Annotated in this window: 16 protein-coding genes and 1 pseudogene; 9 read left to right on the top strand and 8 right to left on the bottom strand. The window is 63.6% G+C overall.

Going from position 1 to position 14,666, the window contains the following annotated elements; translation table 11 throughout:
* Positions 1-29 precede the first annotated feature (29 nt).
* A complete protein-coding gene (locus NKJ76_RS26720; RefSeq protein ID WP_023730846.1) occupies positions 30-1,073 on the top strand; it encodes an aldo/keto reductase in 1,044 nt (347 codons plus the stop codon).
* Positions 1,074-1,094: 21 nt separating this feature from the next.
* On the opposite strand, the gene NKJ76_RS26715 is transcribed toward NKJ76_RS26720, so the two are convergent.
* Positions 1,095-2,066 (bottom strand): glycosyl transferase family 90, encoded by a 972-nt coding sequence (locus NKJ76_RS26715; protein WP_023700560.1) that lies wholly within the window; start codon positions 2,064-2,066, stop codon positions 1,095-1,097.
* A 178-nt stretch (positions 2,067-2,244) separates the two neighbouring features.
* On the opposite strand from NKJ76_RS26715, the gene NKJ76_RS26710 reads away from it, so the two are divergent.
* The gene (locus NKJ76_RS26710) at positions 2,245-2,403 is read left to right on the top strand and encodes a hypothetical protein (RefSeq protein WP_023673009.1); all 159 of its coding nucleotides are present in this window, start codon (positions 2,245-2,247) and stop codon (positions 2,401-2,403) included.
* 72 nt (positions 2,404-2,475) lie between these two features.
* Here the strand turns inward: NKJ76_RS26710 and NKJ76_RS26705 are convergent, their stop codons facing one another.
* Together NKJ76_RS26705 and NKJ76_RS26700 are read right to left on the bottom strand one after the other, a co-directional pair.
* Positions 2,476-2,709, bottom strand: coding sequence for a DUF982 domain-containing protein (locus NKJ76_RS26705; RefSeq protein WP_245259900.1), 234 nt, complete (start codon positions 2,707-2,709; stop codon positions 2,476-2,478).
* A 109-nt stretch (positions 2,710-2,818) separates the two neighbouring features.
* On the bottom strand, positions 2,819-3,484 hold the full coding sequence (locus NKJ76_RS26700) for a GntR family transcriptional regulator (protein WP_023689520.1): 666 nt from the start codon (positions 3,482-3,484) through the stop codon (positions 2,819-2,821).
* A 149-nt stretch (positions 3,485-3,633) separates the two neighbouring features.
* Between NKJ76_RS26700 and NKJ76_RS26695 the strand changes: the two genes are divergently transcribed.
* Positions 3,634-4,899 (top strand): multidrug efflux MFS transporter, encoded by a 1,266-nt coding sequence (locus tag NKJ76_RS26695; protein WP_352538764.1) that lies wholly within the window; start codon positions 3,634-3,636, stop codon positions 4,897-4,899.
* Between the two features lie 43 nt (positions 4,900-4,942).
* On the top strand, positions 4,943-5,317 hold the full coding sequence (locus tag NKJ76_RS26690) for a DUF423 domain-containing protein (RefSeq protein ID WP_352538763.1): 375 nt from the start codon (positions 4,943-4,945) through the stop codon (positions 5,315-5,317).
* Between the two features lie 36 nt (positions 5,318-5,353).
* On the opposite strand, the gene NKJ76_RS26685 is transcribed toward NKJ76_RS26690, so the two are convergent.
* Positions 5,354-5,497 (bottom strand): hypothetical protein, encoded by a 144-nt coding sequence (locus NKJ76_RS26685; RefSeq protein WP_023697463.1) that lies wholly within the window; start codon positions 5,495-5,497, stop codon positions 5,354-5,356.
* 64 nt (positions 5,498-5,561) lie between these two features.
* Positions 5,562-5,705, bottom strand: a complete 144-nt coding sequence (locus NKJ76_RS26680; protein ID WP_352538762.1) for a hypothetical protein — start codon at positions 5,703-5,705, stop codon at positions 5,562-5,564.
* A 145-nt stretch (positions 5,706-5,850) separates the two neighbouring features.
* Between NKJ76_RS26680 and NKJ76_RS26675 the strand changes: the two genes are divergently transcribed.
* On the top strand, positions 5,851-6,933 hold the full coding sequence (locus NKJ76_RS26675; RefSeq protein ID WP_352538761.1) for a LacI family DNA-binding transcriptional regulator: 1,083 nt from the start codon (positions 5,851-5,853) through the stop codon (positions 6,931-6,933).
* 15 nt (positions 6,934-6,948) lie between these two features.
* Here the strand turns inward: NKJ76_RS26675 and NKJ76_RS26670 are convergent, their stop codons facing one another.
* On the bottom strand, positions 6,949-8,184 hold the full coding sequence (locus NKJ76_RS26670; protein WP_352538760.1) for an OpgC family protein: 1,236 nt from the start codon (positions 8,182-8,184) through the stop codon (positions 6,949-6,951).
* 216 nt (positions 8,185-8,400) lie between these two features.
* Between NKJ76_RS26670 and NKJ76_RS26665 the strand changes: the two genes are divergently transcribed.
* Entirely contained in the window at positions 8,401-9,072 is a 672-nt protein-coding gene (locus NKJ76_RS26665) for an alpha/beta hydrolase (RefSeq protein WP_352538759.1), read from the top strand.
* Positions 9,073-9,129: 57 nt separating this feature from the next.
* On the opposite strand, the pseudogene sthA reads toward NKJ76_RS26665, so the two are convergent.
* Positions 9,130-10,458 (bottom strand): annotated as a pseudogene (gene sthA / locus NKJ76_RS26660) (Si-specific NAD(P)(+) transhydrogenase); the annotation flags it as partial.
* 248 nt (positions 10,459-10,706) lie between these two features.
* Between sthA and NKJ76_RS26655 the strand changes: the two are divergent.
* The 3 genes from NKJ76_RS26655 (at position 10,707) to NKJ76_RS26645 (ending at position 13,098) form a co-directional block, all read left to right on the top strand.
* On the top strand, positions 10,707-11,177 hold the full coding sequence (locus NKJ76_RS26655) for an RDD family protein (protein WP_023673020.1): 471 nt from the start codon (positions 10,707-10,709) through the stop codon (positions 11,175-11,177).
* Positions 11,178-11,315: 138 nt separating this feature from the next.
* Positions 11,316-12,080, top strand: a complete 765-nt coding sequence (locus NKJ76_RS26650; RefSeq protein WP_023682417.1) for an arginyltransferase — start codon at positions 11,316-11,318, stop codon at positions 12,078-12,080.
* A gap of 121 nt (positions 12,081-12,201) precedes the next feature.
* Positions 12,202-13,098 (top strand): DMT family transporter, encoded by an 897-nt coding sequence (locus NKJ76_RS26645; protein WP_023689526.1) that lies wholly within the window; start codon positions 12,202-12,204, stop codon positions 13,096-13,098.
* Here NKJ76_RS26645 and NKJ76_RS26640 read toward each other — a convergent pair.
* The gene (locus NKJ76_RS26640; RefSeq protein WP_023682419.1) at positions 13,086-14,300 is read right to left on the bottom strand and encodes an AI-2E family transporter; all 1,215 of its coding nucleotides are present in this window, start codon (positions 14,298-14,300) and stop codon (positions 13,086-13,088) included. The two genes, NKJ76_RS26645 and NKJ76_RS26640, sit on opposite strands and share 13 nt — an antisense overlap.
* Positions 14,301-14,666 lie beyond the last annotated feature (366 nt).

Here is a 14,666-nt window from a genome sequence, read left to right as displayed (position 1 = left end):
CCTCCCCACCAAAACTACGAGGATCTGACATGGAATACCGCACGCTTGGCCGTTCCGGCTTGAAAGTTTCGGCGCTGACCTTGGGAACCATGACCTTCGGCGGCAGCGGGCCGTTCGCTGCCGTCGGCAATTCCGATCTCGCGGAGGCCTCGCGCATCATCGACACTTGCATCGATGCCGGCATCAATCTCATCGACACCGCCAATGTCTATTCGAACGGATTGTCGGAAGAGATCATCGGCGAGGCGCTCGGCGGCAAGCGCAAGAACGACGTGCTGATCGCCTCCAAGGCGCGCATGCGGATCGGCAAGGGCCCCAATGACGAAGGCCTGTCGCGCCATCATCTGATCCGCGAATGCGAGAAGAGCCTGAAGCGCCTCAGGACCGATGTCATCGACATCTATTTCCTGCACGAATGGGACGGCGCGACGCCGCTCGAGGAAACCATCGCCGCGCTCGACACGCTGGTTGCCCAGGGCAAGATCCGCTATGTCGGCTGCTCCAACTATTCCGGCTGGCAGGTCATGAAGGCGCTCGGCATCAGCGACAGCCAGCACCAGCCGCGCTTCGTCACCCAGCAGATCCACTACACGCTGGAAGCACGCGAGGCCGAGTATGAGCTCTTGCCGATCTCGGTCGACCAGGGCCTTGGCGTTTTGGTGTGGAGCCCGCTCGCCGGCGGCCTGCTGTCGGGAAAATACCGCCGCGACAGTCCGACGGCGCGCCAGATCGGCGGCTGGTCGGAACCCCCGATCCGCGACGAGGATCGGCTGTGGCGGATTGTCGACGTGCTGGTCGATATCGGTGCGGCACGCGGCGTTTCGGCGGCCCAGGTGGCGCTGGCCTGGCTGCTTGGCCGGCCGGCCGTCAGCTCGCTGGTGATCGGGGCGCGCAACGAAGCCCAGTTGAAAGACAATCTCGCCGCGGCAAGCCTGACGCTGTCCTTTGATGAACGCCAGCGTCTCGATGCCGTCAGCCGGCCGCCGGTGCTCTATCCCTACTGGCACCAGCAGTTTACGGCGAAGGACCGCTTCGGCCCGGCCGATCTGGTTATGGACCGCAGCGTCATCTGACTTAAGGGCGGCCGGAAGCCGCTAGCCCGCGATAAACCGCCAGACCTGCGGATCGGGCTCGATCTGGCCACTGAGCACGAAATATTTGTAGAGCACGAGCAGGCAGATCGCCTGCTCGGCCCGCTCGTCGGCGAATTTGCGGCAATAGGCGTTGGCCGCCGCAACGATGCGCTGGGCCTCGGCCGGATGCTGCTCGAGATGATGCACCCGCTCGGCCAGATCGCTGAAGTCGGGCGCCAGCGGCACATAATGGACATCGGGCTCGAGCTGCCCCTCGGCGAACCAGGTCTCGTAAGTCGGCGGCGGCATCAGGCAGAGCGAGTTCGAGCTCATGATCCATTTCAGATTGGTCGCGACATCATTGCCTTCGAGCGAGATGATGTAGCGGTAGCGGCGCTGCTGATCGATGCTGAGATAGGGCTTGCGGTATTCCGCAGGTGCTGTCGCCCTCGGCGTGCCGACATCGCAGAACGGCAGATTGCGGGCTGCATCCAGCAACAAGGTGCGGATCGGATTGTTGAGTTCGCCGCGCCAAACGACGAGCGGATGCTTGTCGGCGAAGGCGACATCGTCGGCCGGCATGTAGAAATGACGGAACTTGTTCAGCTTGAACAGGACGCCGTTGCCGTTGTCGCCGGCTATCGGCCGGTCCTTGACGATCGACGGCATCTTCGGCACTTCGATGACGTCGCCGAATTCCAGGTCGATGCGCAGATCAGGGTCGAAATAACGTGTGAACTCCTTCAGATCGTAATAGTACATGCTGCGGTCCGACGGCAGCCGGCTGACCGGCACGGCCTCGGGGCTGGGGCTAAAAGGCTCCCGCAGCGTGTTGTAGTAATTGAGCCGCTGGCGGACCGATGCGTCGGAAAGCCTGGCCTGATCGAGCAGCCGGCCGAGCCGGCGCCGGAAAAGAACCGGCGGCGCGATGTCGCGCATGGCGTTGCGCGCATAGTAGATCAGCTTCTGTGCGTTTCTTTGAAGCGTGGCCATCGGTCGTTTTGATTCGAAATCGGTCGGCGGCGGCTCCAGCAACTGTCCCGCAGCCTTTTCTAAACCATTGTGTTCGCCATCACGCAAGTCCAGAACCGCTGGCATCTGCCCTCGCGGCGCTGTTGTGTTTGCCGGCCAATGCTTCTAGGCAGGATCAGGCACAGCGAAAGGAAACGATATGGCTCGACCACCGAATTACGGTCAGGAACGCAAAGAGCGCGACCGGCAGAAGGCCGCCAAGAAGGCGGAGAAGCTCGCCGCCAAGGTCGCGGCCAAGGAGCGCGCCGAGCCTGAGAACGAGGCAAGTTCGAAAACCGACACCGAAACAGAAAAATAGGCAAGACAGGATCACCGGCCCACGAAACGGGCCGGATCCTGGCAAAATGCCGGTCTGATCAGGCCGATGTGATCAGGCCGGGGCCTTGTCGCTGACGAAGACGTTGACCTCGCGCGCGGCGGCGATGAAGGCGCGTCTTGCTATCATCGCCGGCTTGTCGCCGGCCAGCGCGTCATGGCAGGCCTGCAGCGCTTCGCGGTGCTTGGGGCTGCGCTTGCCGGGCCAGCTGTTGAGCAGGTAATCGGAAGCCTCGCGCACCGTACGCAAGAGCTGAGTGCTTCCCTCCGTGCCCGACTTAACGGTCACGGGTGTTTCAAATCGGTTGTTTTCCATGGCCGCCTCTTACGCCATCGGCGTCCGCGAAGCGAGGCCGAAAGCGGATCGCGACGGCGTTCTTTCGTTTTCGTGACCAGTATCAAGCGGCGACGACGGCAAACCCCCTGGCGCGCAGGCCGCGCCGGTCATTGTGCAACGACGTCACCAGGCGGGCGCGGCTGCCGGCGATATGGGCGGAAAGTCGCGCCGCCGCCGCATCGGCATCGCCGGCCCGCACCGCCGCCAGAATGGCGTGATGCTCGCTCCAGGCGCGGCCAAGGGCCGCCTCGTCGCGCACCTCCAGCCAGCGCGCCCGCGACAGCCGCGTCATGGCATCGCGCACGGCCCGAAACAGGAACTCGTTGCCGGAGAGCCGCGCCAGTTCGATATGGAAATCCATGCCGACGCGGTGCCATTCCTCGCGCGGCGTGGCAGTGTCGCAGGAGTCCAGCATCGCCTCGATGACATCGGCTGCGCTCCTGTCGGCCAGCGCCGAAGTCAGCCTGACCGCCGCGACCTCGACCGCTTCGCGGTACACCGCGATCTGTTCCAGTTCGGCAAGGTTGATCGGCGACACGGTCCAGCCGCGCCCGTCGCGGCAGATCAGCCCTTCCGTCTCCAGCCGCAGCAGGGCTGCCCTGACCGGCGTGCGCGAGGCGCCGAAGCGGCTCTCGATCCAGCGCTCCGTCAGCCGCTCGCCAGGACCGACCTCGAGGCCAAGGATCATCTCGCGAAGCGCTTTTTCGACGATCTGCATCTGCGACATAGTTGCTTCCATTGCTGGCGATCGGCCTTGCCCGTTGGTCTTGCCGATCACATTGAGAGGGCCTGATTGACAGCAGCCGGGCTTTGCGTCCATGAGGTACCAAGTTGGTATCCCAAAATGGTATCCGCAGCAAGCGGACAGGACAGGACATGCCGCAGGACAGTGCAGCGCAGGCCGCCGAAGCGCCTTCCACCTACAACATTCATTGGCGGCGCAACCTGCTCGTGTGCTTTGCCGGATCGTTCAGCACGCTTGTGGCGATGACGCTGTTGCTGCCGTTCCTGCCGCTCTATGTCGAACAGCTGGGCGCCCTGGGCCACGCGGCGATCGTGCAATGGTCCGGCATCGCCTTCGGCGCCACCTTCCTTGCCGCGGCCCTTGTCGCACCGCTGTGGGGGCGGCTCGGCGACCGCTACGGCCGCAAGGTGATGCTGGTGCGCGCCAGTTTCGGCATGGCGATCTGCATGTCGCTGACCGGCATGGTGCAGACCGTCTGGCAATTGGTGCTTTTGCGCCTGTTGATCGGCTTTGCCGGCGGTTATTCCTCAGGCTCGACGATCCTTGTCGCCATGCAGACGCCGAAGGAGCGCTCCGGCTGGGCGCTTGGCGTGCTGTCGGCCGGCATCACCGCAGGCTCCCTGGTCGGCCCGTTGCTTGGCGGCGCGCTGCCGCCATTGATCGGTATTCGCGCCACCTTCCTCATCGCGGGCGGCGTCATTTTCCTGGCGGCGCTGGCGACGACGTTCCTGATCAAGGAGATGCCTCGCCCGCCAGTACAGGCAAAACGCGAGGAGAAACCAAAGGGAAGTTGGGCGCAGATCCCCGACAAACGCCCTGTCGTGGCCATGCTGGCGACCGGCATGCTGTTCACCTTCGCCAACATGTCGATCGAGCCGATCATCACCGTTTACGTCCAGCAACTGGTCGCGGACGCAAGCCGGGTGACCCTGGTCTCAGGTGTCGTCATGTCGGCGGCGGCGCTGGGCGCCATCCTGTCGGCGTCACGGCTGGGCAAACTCGCCGACCGCATCGGCCACTGGAACGTCATCGTCGCATCGCTGGCCGTCTCGGCGCTGCTGTTGATACCGCAGGCCTTCGTCACCGAGAGCTGGCAGTTGGTCGGGCTGCGGTTCCTTATGGGTCTGGTGCTGGGCGGGCTGTTGCCCTGCATCGCCAGCGTCATCCGCCACAATGTTCCCGATGGGGTCGGCGGCAATGTGCTGGGCCTGGCAATCTCGGCGCAATATGTCGGCCAGATTGCGGGGCCGCTGCTGGGCGGCTTCGTCGGCGGCCATTTCGGCATGCGCGCGGTGTTTCTCGGCACGTCGTTGCTGATGGCGGGCGGTGCCGTGTATAATTGGCTGGCCCAGGCGCGCCGCACGCGCGACATGCTGGCGATATCGGAAAAATCCTGACAGACAGGTCGCGCCGCCTATCGTCAATCACGGAGCCCGAGACGTGAGCATCGCCGAGTCAGCACCAGCAAACAGCGCGCGCATCCTCGTTTTCGCCGGCGGCATTGCCGGCGCGGCGGGCGTGGCGCTGTCGGCGGCTTCAGCGCATCTCGGCGGCGCGTTCGTCGGCACGGCCGCATCCTTCCTGCTCATGCATGCGCCGGTGTTTTTGGCCGTCAGCCTCGCCGGCGCAAACCGGATCTTGCGGATCGGCAGCCTGGTGCTGCTCGTCGGGCTTGTTCTGTTCTGCGGCGATCTGCTGGCACGGGATTTCGTGGGATCGCGGCTGTTCCCCATGTCGGCGCCGATCGGCGGCACCTTGCTCATCGCGGGCTGGCTGGTGATCGCGGCCTCGGCGCTCGTGCGGCAACGGTCCTGACGAGGCAAGAACCCTGCCCCATCAAATATCGCAGATTTAATCCTGCCGGCTTTCCGGCAGCAGGTCGCGGTTGCGCTTGGCAGGCTTGGTCGGCCGCCGCCGTTGCGGCTGCTCCGTGGCAGGCGAGATACCCCAGTAATTGCGATAAATGTCTTCGAACAGATGTTTCACGGGATGCATGTTCGTTCTCCTCTTCAAGAACTTGAATCGATCCAATCAGCTGGCACGAAAATGCCGGGACCGATCAGCTGCGCTTGCGTTTCACAAGGTATTGCAGGTCACGCCTCCACGGCCCGACCTTGTCGCGGCACCTGCGGGTGGCGGCGTCGGAGACTATGCCCCAATCATTGCCGTAGATGTCTTCGAACAGATAATTCACGGGATGCATGGCACCCTCCTCTTGAATCGATCCAAGTGTACTTGATGAATCCCTTGGATCGATTCAAATATAGACCCTCTCCGCCGTCCGATCAAGGAAAAATTTGAACCGATCCAACGAAAGTGCTAAACAGGCTCCGGTTCAGGAGACGAAAATGACGGCATTGACCTCCGGCAAGACGAGACCAGTGCGGCTTGCCGACATCGCCAAGGCGGCCGGGGTCTCGCACGGTACCGCGTCCAACGTGTTCGCTCGCCCGGAAATCGTGCGCGAAGAGGTCCGCGAGCGGGTCAAGGCGGCGGCGGAAGCGATGGGCTATGCCGGCCCGGATCCCAAGGGCCGGCTGCTGCGCGCCGGCAAGGTCAACGCCATCGGCGTGGCAACGGCAGAACCATTGTCCTATTTCTTCGACGATCCCTTTGCCCGCGTCATGATGGCCAGCATTTCGCAGGCCTGCGACGCCACCGGCGCCGGAATTTCGCTGGTCTCGGCCGCCAACAGCGAGCAGCTCGCCTGGAACATCCAGAGCGCCCTGGTCGACGGCTTCATCGTGTTCTGCATCGAGGGTGGGTCGCGGCTGGTCGAACTGGCGCGCGAACGCAAACTGCCTTTCGTGGCGCTTGATCTCGATTCGGAAAATGAGGCGGTCGCTGCGATCGGCGTCGACAACGTCGCCGGCGCGGGTCTGGCGGCGCGCCATCTGGCCGAGTTCGGCCATCGCAGCTTTGCCGTACTCGCCCTGGAATCTGCCGACGCTGGCTTTGGTCCCGTCACGCAGGAGCAAGTCGAGACGACATCCCTCTACTCGGGCACACGCGACCGTCTGCGTGGCTATTTCGGCGAGCTCTCCCGCTTCGGCATCGAGGTCTCGCAAGTGCCAATCTACGAAACCCTCAATGACGAGGCGAGCGTGCGGGCCGGCCTCGATCATATTTTCGCGCTGCCGCAGACGCCGACGGCAATCCTGGCCATGTCGGACAAGATCGCGCTGCATGCGCTCGACTGGCTGCGCGAGCGTAACATTGCCGTGCCGGGCGATGTGTCCATCGTCGGCTTCGACGGCGTGCCGGAAGGCGCCGACTCCGAACCGCCACTAACCACTGTCGCCCAGCCGATCGCCGAGATGGGCCGGCTGGCCGTCAAGGCGATCCTCGAAAATGACGGCTCGCAGCACCGGCAATTGCTGCCGGTCGATCTTGTGGTGCGGGGGTCATCCGGCCCCTCGCCTGCTACCTAGGCGGCCGATGTGGGATCACCGGCTTAGCCTTGGCATCGCGGGCATGTCGAAGGTCTGGTGAACGGCTGGCGCTTCTTTGCGAACCGGCTTTTTGCCCAAGCCGATGCCGGACAGCCACTCAAGATAGAAGGCCAGCGCGAACTGCATGGCGATGCCGGCCGAAATCAGCAAGGCGTTATAGGCAAAGCCGCCCGGATTGATCAGCTTCATCACCTGCGCCGCCATGGCGATCAGCGTGCCGGCGAGGAACACCGGCAAGGAGCGCTTGCCGAGCAGTGCTAGCGGATGATCCGGGCTAAGACGGAACAGGTTCGAGAAAGCCGGCAGGGCGACGATCAGATAGCTCACCGCCAATATGTGCAGGAGCCGCGGCAGCGACAGGAACGTCTTGTCGAAGCCGCCGATCACCACGGGCAGGTTAAACCACGTTATCTCGCCCCAGAGCGGGCTGTGCACCCAGACCGCCGCTGCCGCGACATAGGTCGCCGCGGCGCCCACCAGCCAGCGGTTCACCGGGAACGTGCCGCCGCGCCTGACATGCAGCATGCCGGCAAGGCCGATGTTGAACAGGAATTGCCAGGATAGCGGGTTGAGAAACCAGAAGCCGGGCTCGGGATAGTTCGGCGGCGCGATCTGCCAGATGCCGGCGACGAGCCACAGCGCGCCGGAAAAGACCAGCGCCGGCAGCGGCCGGTAGCTGACGAAGAGCAGGAAGAGCGGCGCCATCAACAGCAGCGCCGCATAGACCGGCAGGATGTTGTTGTAGCCAAGCTGGTGGCCGAGCGTGACAATGCCGATCATGACCTCCGGCGTGTTCTTCATCAGCGGCTCGATGTTGATCAGCTTGAGCAGTTCCGGCCGCCCGCCGAACACCGCCGCGGCGCAGAATAACGCCATCACAACCATGGTGGTGACGATGTGGGCGCTGTAAAGCACGCCGGCCCGGCGCCACATCTTCAACGCCGCCAGCAGCCGGCCGCCCGGCTGGAACTTGTTGCCATAGGCGAGTGCGACCGACATGCCGGAAATCAGCACGAAGGCTTCCGCCGCGTCCGAGAATCCGAAATTCTTGTAGGTCAGCGTTTCGAAGACGGTGCCCGGCACGTGGTCGATATAGATGGTCAGGAGTGCGAGCGCACGGAACACGTCAATGCGCGTGTCGCGATCGGGGATACGCGGAGCGCGATCGGCGATACGCGGAGCGCGATCGGCGATACGCGGGGCGCGATCGGGCGGGACTGGCAGGGTCATCGACAAAAGGCCTCAAAGGAGAGCAAGGATGCTCGCGTTGTTCATGCCGGGATGCACCATCGGCGCACACCGCTTCGATTCCTCCCGCAGGGAGCATATCGGCGCAGAAACGGTCTGAAATGCGCCTGTTGCAATCACATTTGGCGGAGCGTGAAAATATTCCGTTTTGAAGCTGGCAAAGGACCAATGTCTCCGTGAAAACAACGAGATATGAGCGTGCATCGATATAGCGGCGAGAACGCCTTTCTGCACCAGGATCTGGCCTTTCCCTACCGCCTCCTCAAGCCGGAGAATGCCGGCGGCGAGAGCCTGTTTTTACTGCACGGATCGGGTGTCGACGAAACGACGATGGTCCCGATTGCGAGGCAGATCGCCCCTAACGCCACGCTGGTCGCGGTGCGTGGCCGCATCCGCCAAGAAGACGGCTTCCGCTGGTTCGAGCGGATCACGCCGACCAGTTTCGAACAGGCGAGCATCCGTGCCGAAACATCGTACTTTGCCGCCTTCGCAAGCGAGGCCGCAAAGCGCCACGGGCTCGACCTCGCCCGGGCGACTTTCCTGGGCTATTCCAACGGCGCCAATCTGGTTTCCAGCCTGATGCTGCTCAACTCCGGCCTCGTCCGAAAAGCGGCGTTGCTGAGAGCAATGCCCGTGCTTGACGATGCGCCGGCAACCAATCTGACCGGAACGCGCGTCCTGATTGTCGCCGGTGCCGCCGATGAGACCTACGGGCCGTTTGCGCCGCCACTGGTGACGCTGCTCAACAAACATGGCGCCGAGGTCGATGCGCGCATCGTGCCTTCAGGTCACGAAATCGGCGGCCCGGATGCCGCCATCGTCCGGCAATGGCTTGCGGGACCAGCATTGGTCGCACGCCAGGCAGGCTAGGAGACCTTTGTAGACCGCATCGGCGCCCGGCGGAACAGCTGAGCAGATGCTCGTCGCCTAGCCCTGTCCCATCCGGTTCCAGGCATCGAGCCCGGCGATCTTGTAGGCTTCGGCCAGCGTCGGATAGTTGAAGGTGTTGTTGACGAAGAAATCAACCGTGCCGCCGAGGTTGATCACCGCCTGGCCGATATGGATCAGTTCGGTGGCGCCTTCGCCGACGATGTGGGCGCCGAGCAGGCGGCGCGTTTCGACCGAGAACAGCAGCTTCAGAAAGCCGGAGTTGACGCCCATGATGTGGCCGCGCGAGGTTTCGCGGAACCGCGCCAGACCGACTTCATAAGCAGCGCCGCTCTCGCGCACCTGCTCCTCCGACTGACCAACGGTGGAGATTTCCGGCACGGCGTAGATGCCATAGGGGAAGGTTTCCGGCGGCGGTGGCAGTTGCACGCCGAAGGCGTGGCAGGCGGCCACCCTGCCCTGCTCCATCGATGTCGAGGCAAGGCTGGGGAAACCGATGACGTCGCCGGTGGCATAGATGTTGGGCGCATTGGTCTGGAAGGTCTGCGGATCGACCTTGATGCGGCCCCGGGAATCGGCCTCGATGCCGACCACGTCGAGGCCGAGGCTGCCGAGATTGCCGCTGCGGCCGGCGGCGTAAAGCACGATCTCGGAGCGGATGGGCGGCCATCGGCGAGCGTCACTTCGGCATAGTCGGGTTTTGAGACGATTTCCTTGACCGTACTGCCGAGGCGAATGGTCATGCCGCGGTCGCGCATCTGGTGGATGAAGTCGTCGACGATCTCGCGGTCGACGAAATCGAGGATGGTGTTGCGCGGCTCCACCAGCGTCACCGGCACGTCGAGCGCCGAAAAGATCGTCGCATATTCAACGCCGATGACGCCGGCGCCGATCACCGTCAGCGTGCGCGGCAGATGGTCGAGTTCCAGCATCTCGTCGCTGTCGAAGACGCGGACCTTGTCGAAGGGCACGTCGCGCGGCCGGTGCGGCCTGGTGCCGACCGCGATCAGCGCATTGGTGAAACCAACCTCCGAGTAGTCGCCATTGTCGGCCGTCAGGCTGACCTTGTTTGGGCCGACGAATTTCGCCATGGCGCGCACGCTTTTGACGGCGTTGCGCATAAACTGGTGCTGCAGCACCTCGACCTCGTGGTCGAGCGTCTTGTGCAGCCGCTCGACCAGGTCGGCGATGGAGATGTCCTGCTTGACCCGGTAGCCGCGGCCGTAAAAGCCGCGCTCGCGCCAGCCGGACAGGTTCAGCACCGTCTCGCGCAGCGTCTTCGACGGGATGGTGCCGGTGTGCACCGAGACGCCGCCGAGGCGGCGCCCGCGGTCGACCACCAGGACCGATTTGCCGAGCTTGGCCGATTGAACCGCGGCGCGGCGCCCGGAAGGGCCGCTGCCGATGACCAGCATGTCGTAATCCATGTAACCCGCCCCCTCGGCGTCTTGTTGCGCCGCAGCAAGCTAACGCCATCCGTCCACCAAATTCAATCGGCTCAACCGCGTCACACTGCCGAGCAGGACCGATGGACGAACCGATCTTGATTCCGCCCGCGGTCTTCACCATTTCAGTGGCGGCGCACCCTAGCGTGGCGCCTGTTGCGAGGACATGACATGAACGCGCGCGTACTTGACGGCGAAATCATCACCAGCAGGCTCGACGACGTCAGGGCCTATGACGGTGTGCGCACGCGGCGGATCCTGGCCTTCATCATCGACTATTGCATCGTGGCGCTGCTCACCATTCCGTTCGCGATCCTGGTGGCCGTGCTTGGCCTTTTGACATTCGGTCTTGGCTGGGCGCTGTATTCCATCCTCGTGCCGGCGGTCGCCATTCTCTACATCTGGAACACGCTGGGCGGTCGCAACCAGGCCACATCAGGCATGAAGATGATGGGCATTCGGCTCGATCGTCTCGACGGCAGCCGTATCGACGGCCTCACCGCCGTTGTCCATTCGGTGCTGTTCTGGGCGAGCACGGTCATCCTGACGCCGCTCGTCCTCCTGGTGACGCTGTTTTCCGATCGCAAGCGCACACTGCACGACCTGCTGCTTGGCACGGTCGTCAGCCGCAGCGACCGTTGAACCGAGTTCAACCGACGCCAACAGGCATTTGTGTGCAAATGTGAAGGGGTCCGTTCAACCTCGCCTTCACAATCCTGTTGAATTTTTCGCCAGCCAAGCCAAAGGTAGAGCGATTCGCAGGAGTGTTCCCAAGGTTCGATGACGCACCATCCGACCCAGTCGCCGCAGTTCTTCCTGACCGCGCCATCGCCGTGCCCGTATCTCGAGGGCCAGTTCGAACGCAAGGTGTTCACGCATCTGGTCGGCGACAAGGCGCCGGAGATGAACGATCTGTTGACGCAAGGCGGTTTCCGGCGCTCGCAGAACATCGCTTACCGTCCCGCCTGCGAGACCTGCCGCGCCTGCGTCTCGGTGCGTATCCTGGCGCAGGAGTTCACCGCCAGCCGCAACATGAAGCGGGTGATCCAGCGCAATTCCGATCTGATCGGCGCCATGCACGACGCGCAGCCCTCGACGGAGCAGTATTCCCTGTTTCGCGGCTATCTCGACGCTCGCCATCGCCGCGGCGGCATGTCCGACATGACGGTGCTCGACTACGCCATGATGGTCGAAGATACCCATGTCGACACCAAGGTGATCGAATACCGGCGCCGCGGCCCCGACACATTCATCACCGGCAAGGGCCAGGGCGAGCTGATCGCCGTGGCGCTGACCGACAAGATGGCCGATGGCCTGTCGATGGTCTATTCCTACTTCAATCCCGAGTTCGAGGACCGTTCGCTCGGCACCTTCATGATCCTCGACCATATCGCCCGCGCCCGGGCCATGGGCTTGCCCCACGTCTATCTCGGCTACTGGGTCAACGGCTCGCGCAAGATGAACTATAAGATGCGCTTCATGCCGCAGGAGCATCTCGGCCCGAAGGGCTGGGAACGCTACGACCACGAAGCGGTCACGCGCTGATTTTTCTTCTTACCAGATCCTGATCTAAACATTTTCAGCCGAGACGATGCTGGTCTTTCCGCCCGTTGGCGGGGCGATTGCGCCGACTGGCATCTGCTCAAATCATTGCGAAAGCCGTTGCATGTCCTCTCACAATGCCCACACCAAAGGACTCCTGCTCACCGCGCTTGGCGGGCTGGCGCTGACCATCGACATTCCCCTGATCCGGCTCGCCCATGGCGAAGCCTGGACGATCCTTTTGCTCCGCACCGGCTGCACCTTCGTGGCAGGGCTGATCGTATGGGCCATCTGGCGCTCGTTCAGCAAGAATGCTCCGCAGCTGATACCCGGCTGGTCGGGGCTCGTCGTCGCCACCCTCTACGGGCTCGGCGCAATCGCCTTCATCACTGCCGTCTACAACACCTCGACCGCCAATCTGGTTTTCATCCTGGCCTTCTCCACCATGTTCTCGGCGCTGCTGTCGTGGCTGTTCCTGAAGGAGCGACCGCAGCCGCTGACGCTTGCGGCAATGGCGCTGATGATCGTCGGCATCGCGATCATCGTCGGCGATTCCGTCGGCACGGGAAATCTGTTCGGCGATGTGATGGCGCTGTGTTCGGCCTTGGCGATTGCCTGCGCAATCACCGTTTCACGCGCCAGCGGCAGGGATATGGGATTCACCGCGCTGACCGGCGTCCTGCTGCCGTTCGGGCTGGCGGCGCTCATGGTCTCCAGGACCGGTTTCCAGGTGGAAGCGCCATGGTGGATCGTTTTCAACGGCGCCGTCATCATGCCGTTCGCCTTCTTCTGCCTAGCCAACGGGCCGAAATACATTTCAGGCCCGGAAGTGGCGATGTTCTATCTCCTGGAAACGGTTTTGGCGCCGGTCTGGATATGGATGATCTTTGCCGAGACGCCGTCGCGCAACAGCTTGATCGGCGGCGTGATCCTGATCGTCACGCTGGTTGCCCATTCCCTGTGGCAGTTGCATGAAGGGCGCAAGCGCCGGGCAGCGCTCGCCGTCGCTTACCCAGCCTGACTTTTCTTCGCCGGGCCGGCGACAATCTCGATCTGCGGCGGCCCGCCTTCGAGCTCGGCCGCCGCGTCGGGAACGGTGTCTTCGGCCAGTTCCACCTCGCGCAGCCATTCGCGCCAGATCGCGACGAGCAGCGCCATCAGCACCGGGCCGATGAACAGGCCGAGAAAGCCCATTGTCTTTACGCCGCCGATCAGGCCGAAAAAGGTCGGCAGGAAGGGCAGCTTGATCGGCCCGCCGACCAGCTTCGGGCGCAAGGTCTTGTCGACGATGAACAGTTCCACTGCGCCCCAGATGAACAGCGCCAGACCCGCCATCGGCGAGCCGCTGGCGGCGAGGTAGATCGACACAAGCGTAAACGACAGCGGCGCGCCACCGGGGATCAGCGCCATCACGCCGGTCAATGCGCCCAGCGTCACCGGCGACGGCACCCCGGCCAGCCAGTAGGCGATGCCGAGCACCAGCCCCTCGCCGATGGCGATCACGGTCATGCCGGTAACGGTCGAGGAAATGGTCGCCGGCACGACGCGCGAAATCCGCTCCCAGCGCGTCGGCAGGATGCGTTCGCCGAGCCGGTCGATCTGGCTGGCAAAGTGTTCGCCGTCGCGGTAGGCGAAGAACAGCGCGATCATCATGAACAGCAGCGTCAGCAACAGGCCGAAGGCGCTGCCGCCGGCAGCCAGCACGCCGCGATAGATGCTGCCGATATTAGCGCCGCTGACCAGCTGGATCAGCTCGCCGATGCCGCCGGGATGGCCGAAATTGTCGATCCACTGTTCGTTCAGCCACTCGCCGACGACAGGCAGCGAGGTGATCCAGTGCGGTGTGACCGCGCCGTGCCTGTTGGTCTCGATCGCCCAGCCGACCCATTCGCGGACCTCGTTGATGGCGTAGGTGCCGGCGAGCGCTATCGGCACCACCAGGAAGGCGAGGATGAACAGGATGGCGAGCGTCGCGGCGACGGTGCGGTTACCGCCGACACCGGCAAGCAGCCGGCGGTAGAGCGGCCAGCTGGCAAAAGCAATGACGAGGGCTGCCAGCACGGGAAACAGGAACCCGTGGAAGAAATAAACGCCGGCGGCGACGATCAGCACCAACAGCCAGCGCGCCGCCGACAGCGGAGGAATGACAGCTGATCGCAACGGAGTCGACAGGCCGAACAGGCGCTGCTGACGCTCAGGCTTCTGGATCTTCGCTTCCTTCAAACGGTCAATTCTCCCCGGCCTAACAGCGTTTATGCACTGTTATAGTGCCGCAATCGTGACGATAGTCCAAATGGTTGGTGAAGCTGCCAATCTCCCCCCTTGTGGGGGAGATGTCCGGCAGGCCAGAGGGGGTAGCGAAGGATCGCCAGCCTGGCACCCGACATTGAAGACCCAAGAGTTGCGACCGAGTGGCGAGCCATGACCATTTGATGCGCTGGCGGGACAGCGCCCCCCTCTGGCCTGCCGGCCATCTCCCCCACTTGGGGGGAGATCAGCAGCTTCAACCAAATTTCCCGGTCCGCGGGAATCCCTTCGGCACCATGCGACCGGCCGACGCTCTCGCGCCGATCCATTCCGCCAGCTCCT

The organism is Mesorhizobium sp. M0029, assembly GCF_040323735.1.
GTDB lineage: Bacteria > Pseudomonadota > Alphaproteobacteria > Rhizobiales > Rhizobiaceae > Mesorhizobium.
This window is presented reverse-complemented; position numbering and strand designations above follow the sequence as displayed.

Coding starts and splice junctions, on each gene's coding strand:
- NKJ76_RS26670 (WP_352538760.1), bottom strand. CDS start 8,184: ATGACCCTGCCAGTCCCGCCCGATCGCGCCCCGCGTATCGCCGATCGC.
- NKJ76_RS26695 (WP_352538764.1), top strand. CDS start 3,634: ATGCCGCAGGACAGTGCAGCGCAGGCCGCCGAAGCGCCTTCCACCTAC.
- NKJ76_RS26710 (WP_023673009.1), top strand. CDS start 2,245: ATGGCTCGACCACCGAATTACGGTCAGGAACGCAAAGAGCGCGACCGG.
- NKJ76_RS26645 (WP_023689526.1), top strand. CDS start 12,202: ATGTCCTCTCACAATGCCCACACCAAAGGACTCCTGCTCACCGCGCTT.
- NKJ76_RS26715 (WP_023700560.1), bottom strand. CDS start 2,066: ATGGCCACGCTTCAAAGAAACGCACAGAAGCTGATCTACTATGCGCGC.
- NKJ76_RS26685 (WP_023697463.1), bottom strand. CDS start 5,497: ATGCATCCCGTGAAACATCTGTTCGAAGACATTTATCGCAATTACTGG.
- NKJ76_RS26675 (WP_352538761.1), top strand. CDS start 5,851: ATGACGGCATTGACCTCCGGCAAGACGAGACCAGTGCGGCTTGCCGAC.
- NKJ76_RS26655 (WP_023673020.1), top strand. CDS start 10,707: ATGAACGCGCGCGTACTTGACGGCGAAATCATCACCAGCAGGCTCGAC.
- NKJ76_RS26650 (WP_023682417.1), top strand. CDS start 11,316: ATGACGCACCATCCGACCCAGTCGCCGCAGTTCTTCCTGACCGCGCCA.
- NKJ76_RS26720 (WP_023730846.1), top strand. CDS start 30: ATGGAATACCGCACGCTTGGCCGTTCCGGCTTGAAAGTTTCGGCGCTG.
- NKJ76_RS26700 (WP_023689520.1), bottom strand. CDS start 3,484: ATGTCGCAGATGCAGATCGTCGAAAAAGCGCTTCGCGAGATGATCCTT.
- NKJ76_RS26680 (WP_352538762.1), bottom strand. CDS start 5,705: ATGCATCCCGTGAATTATCTGTTCGAAGACATCTACGGCAATGATTGG.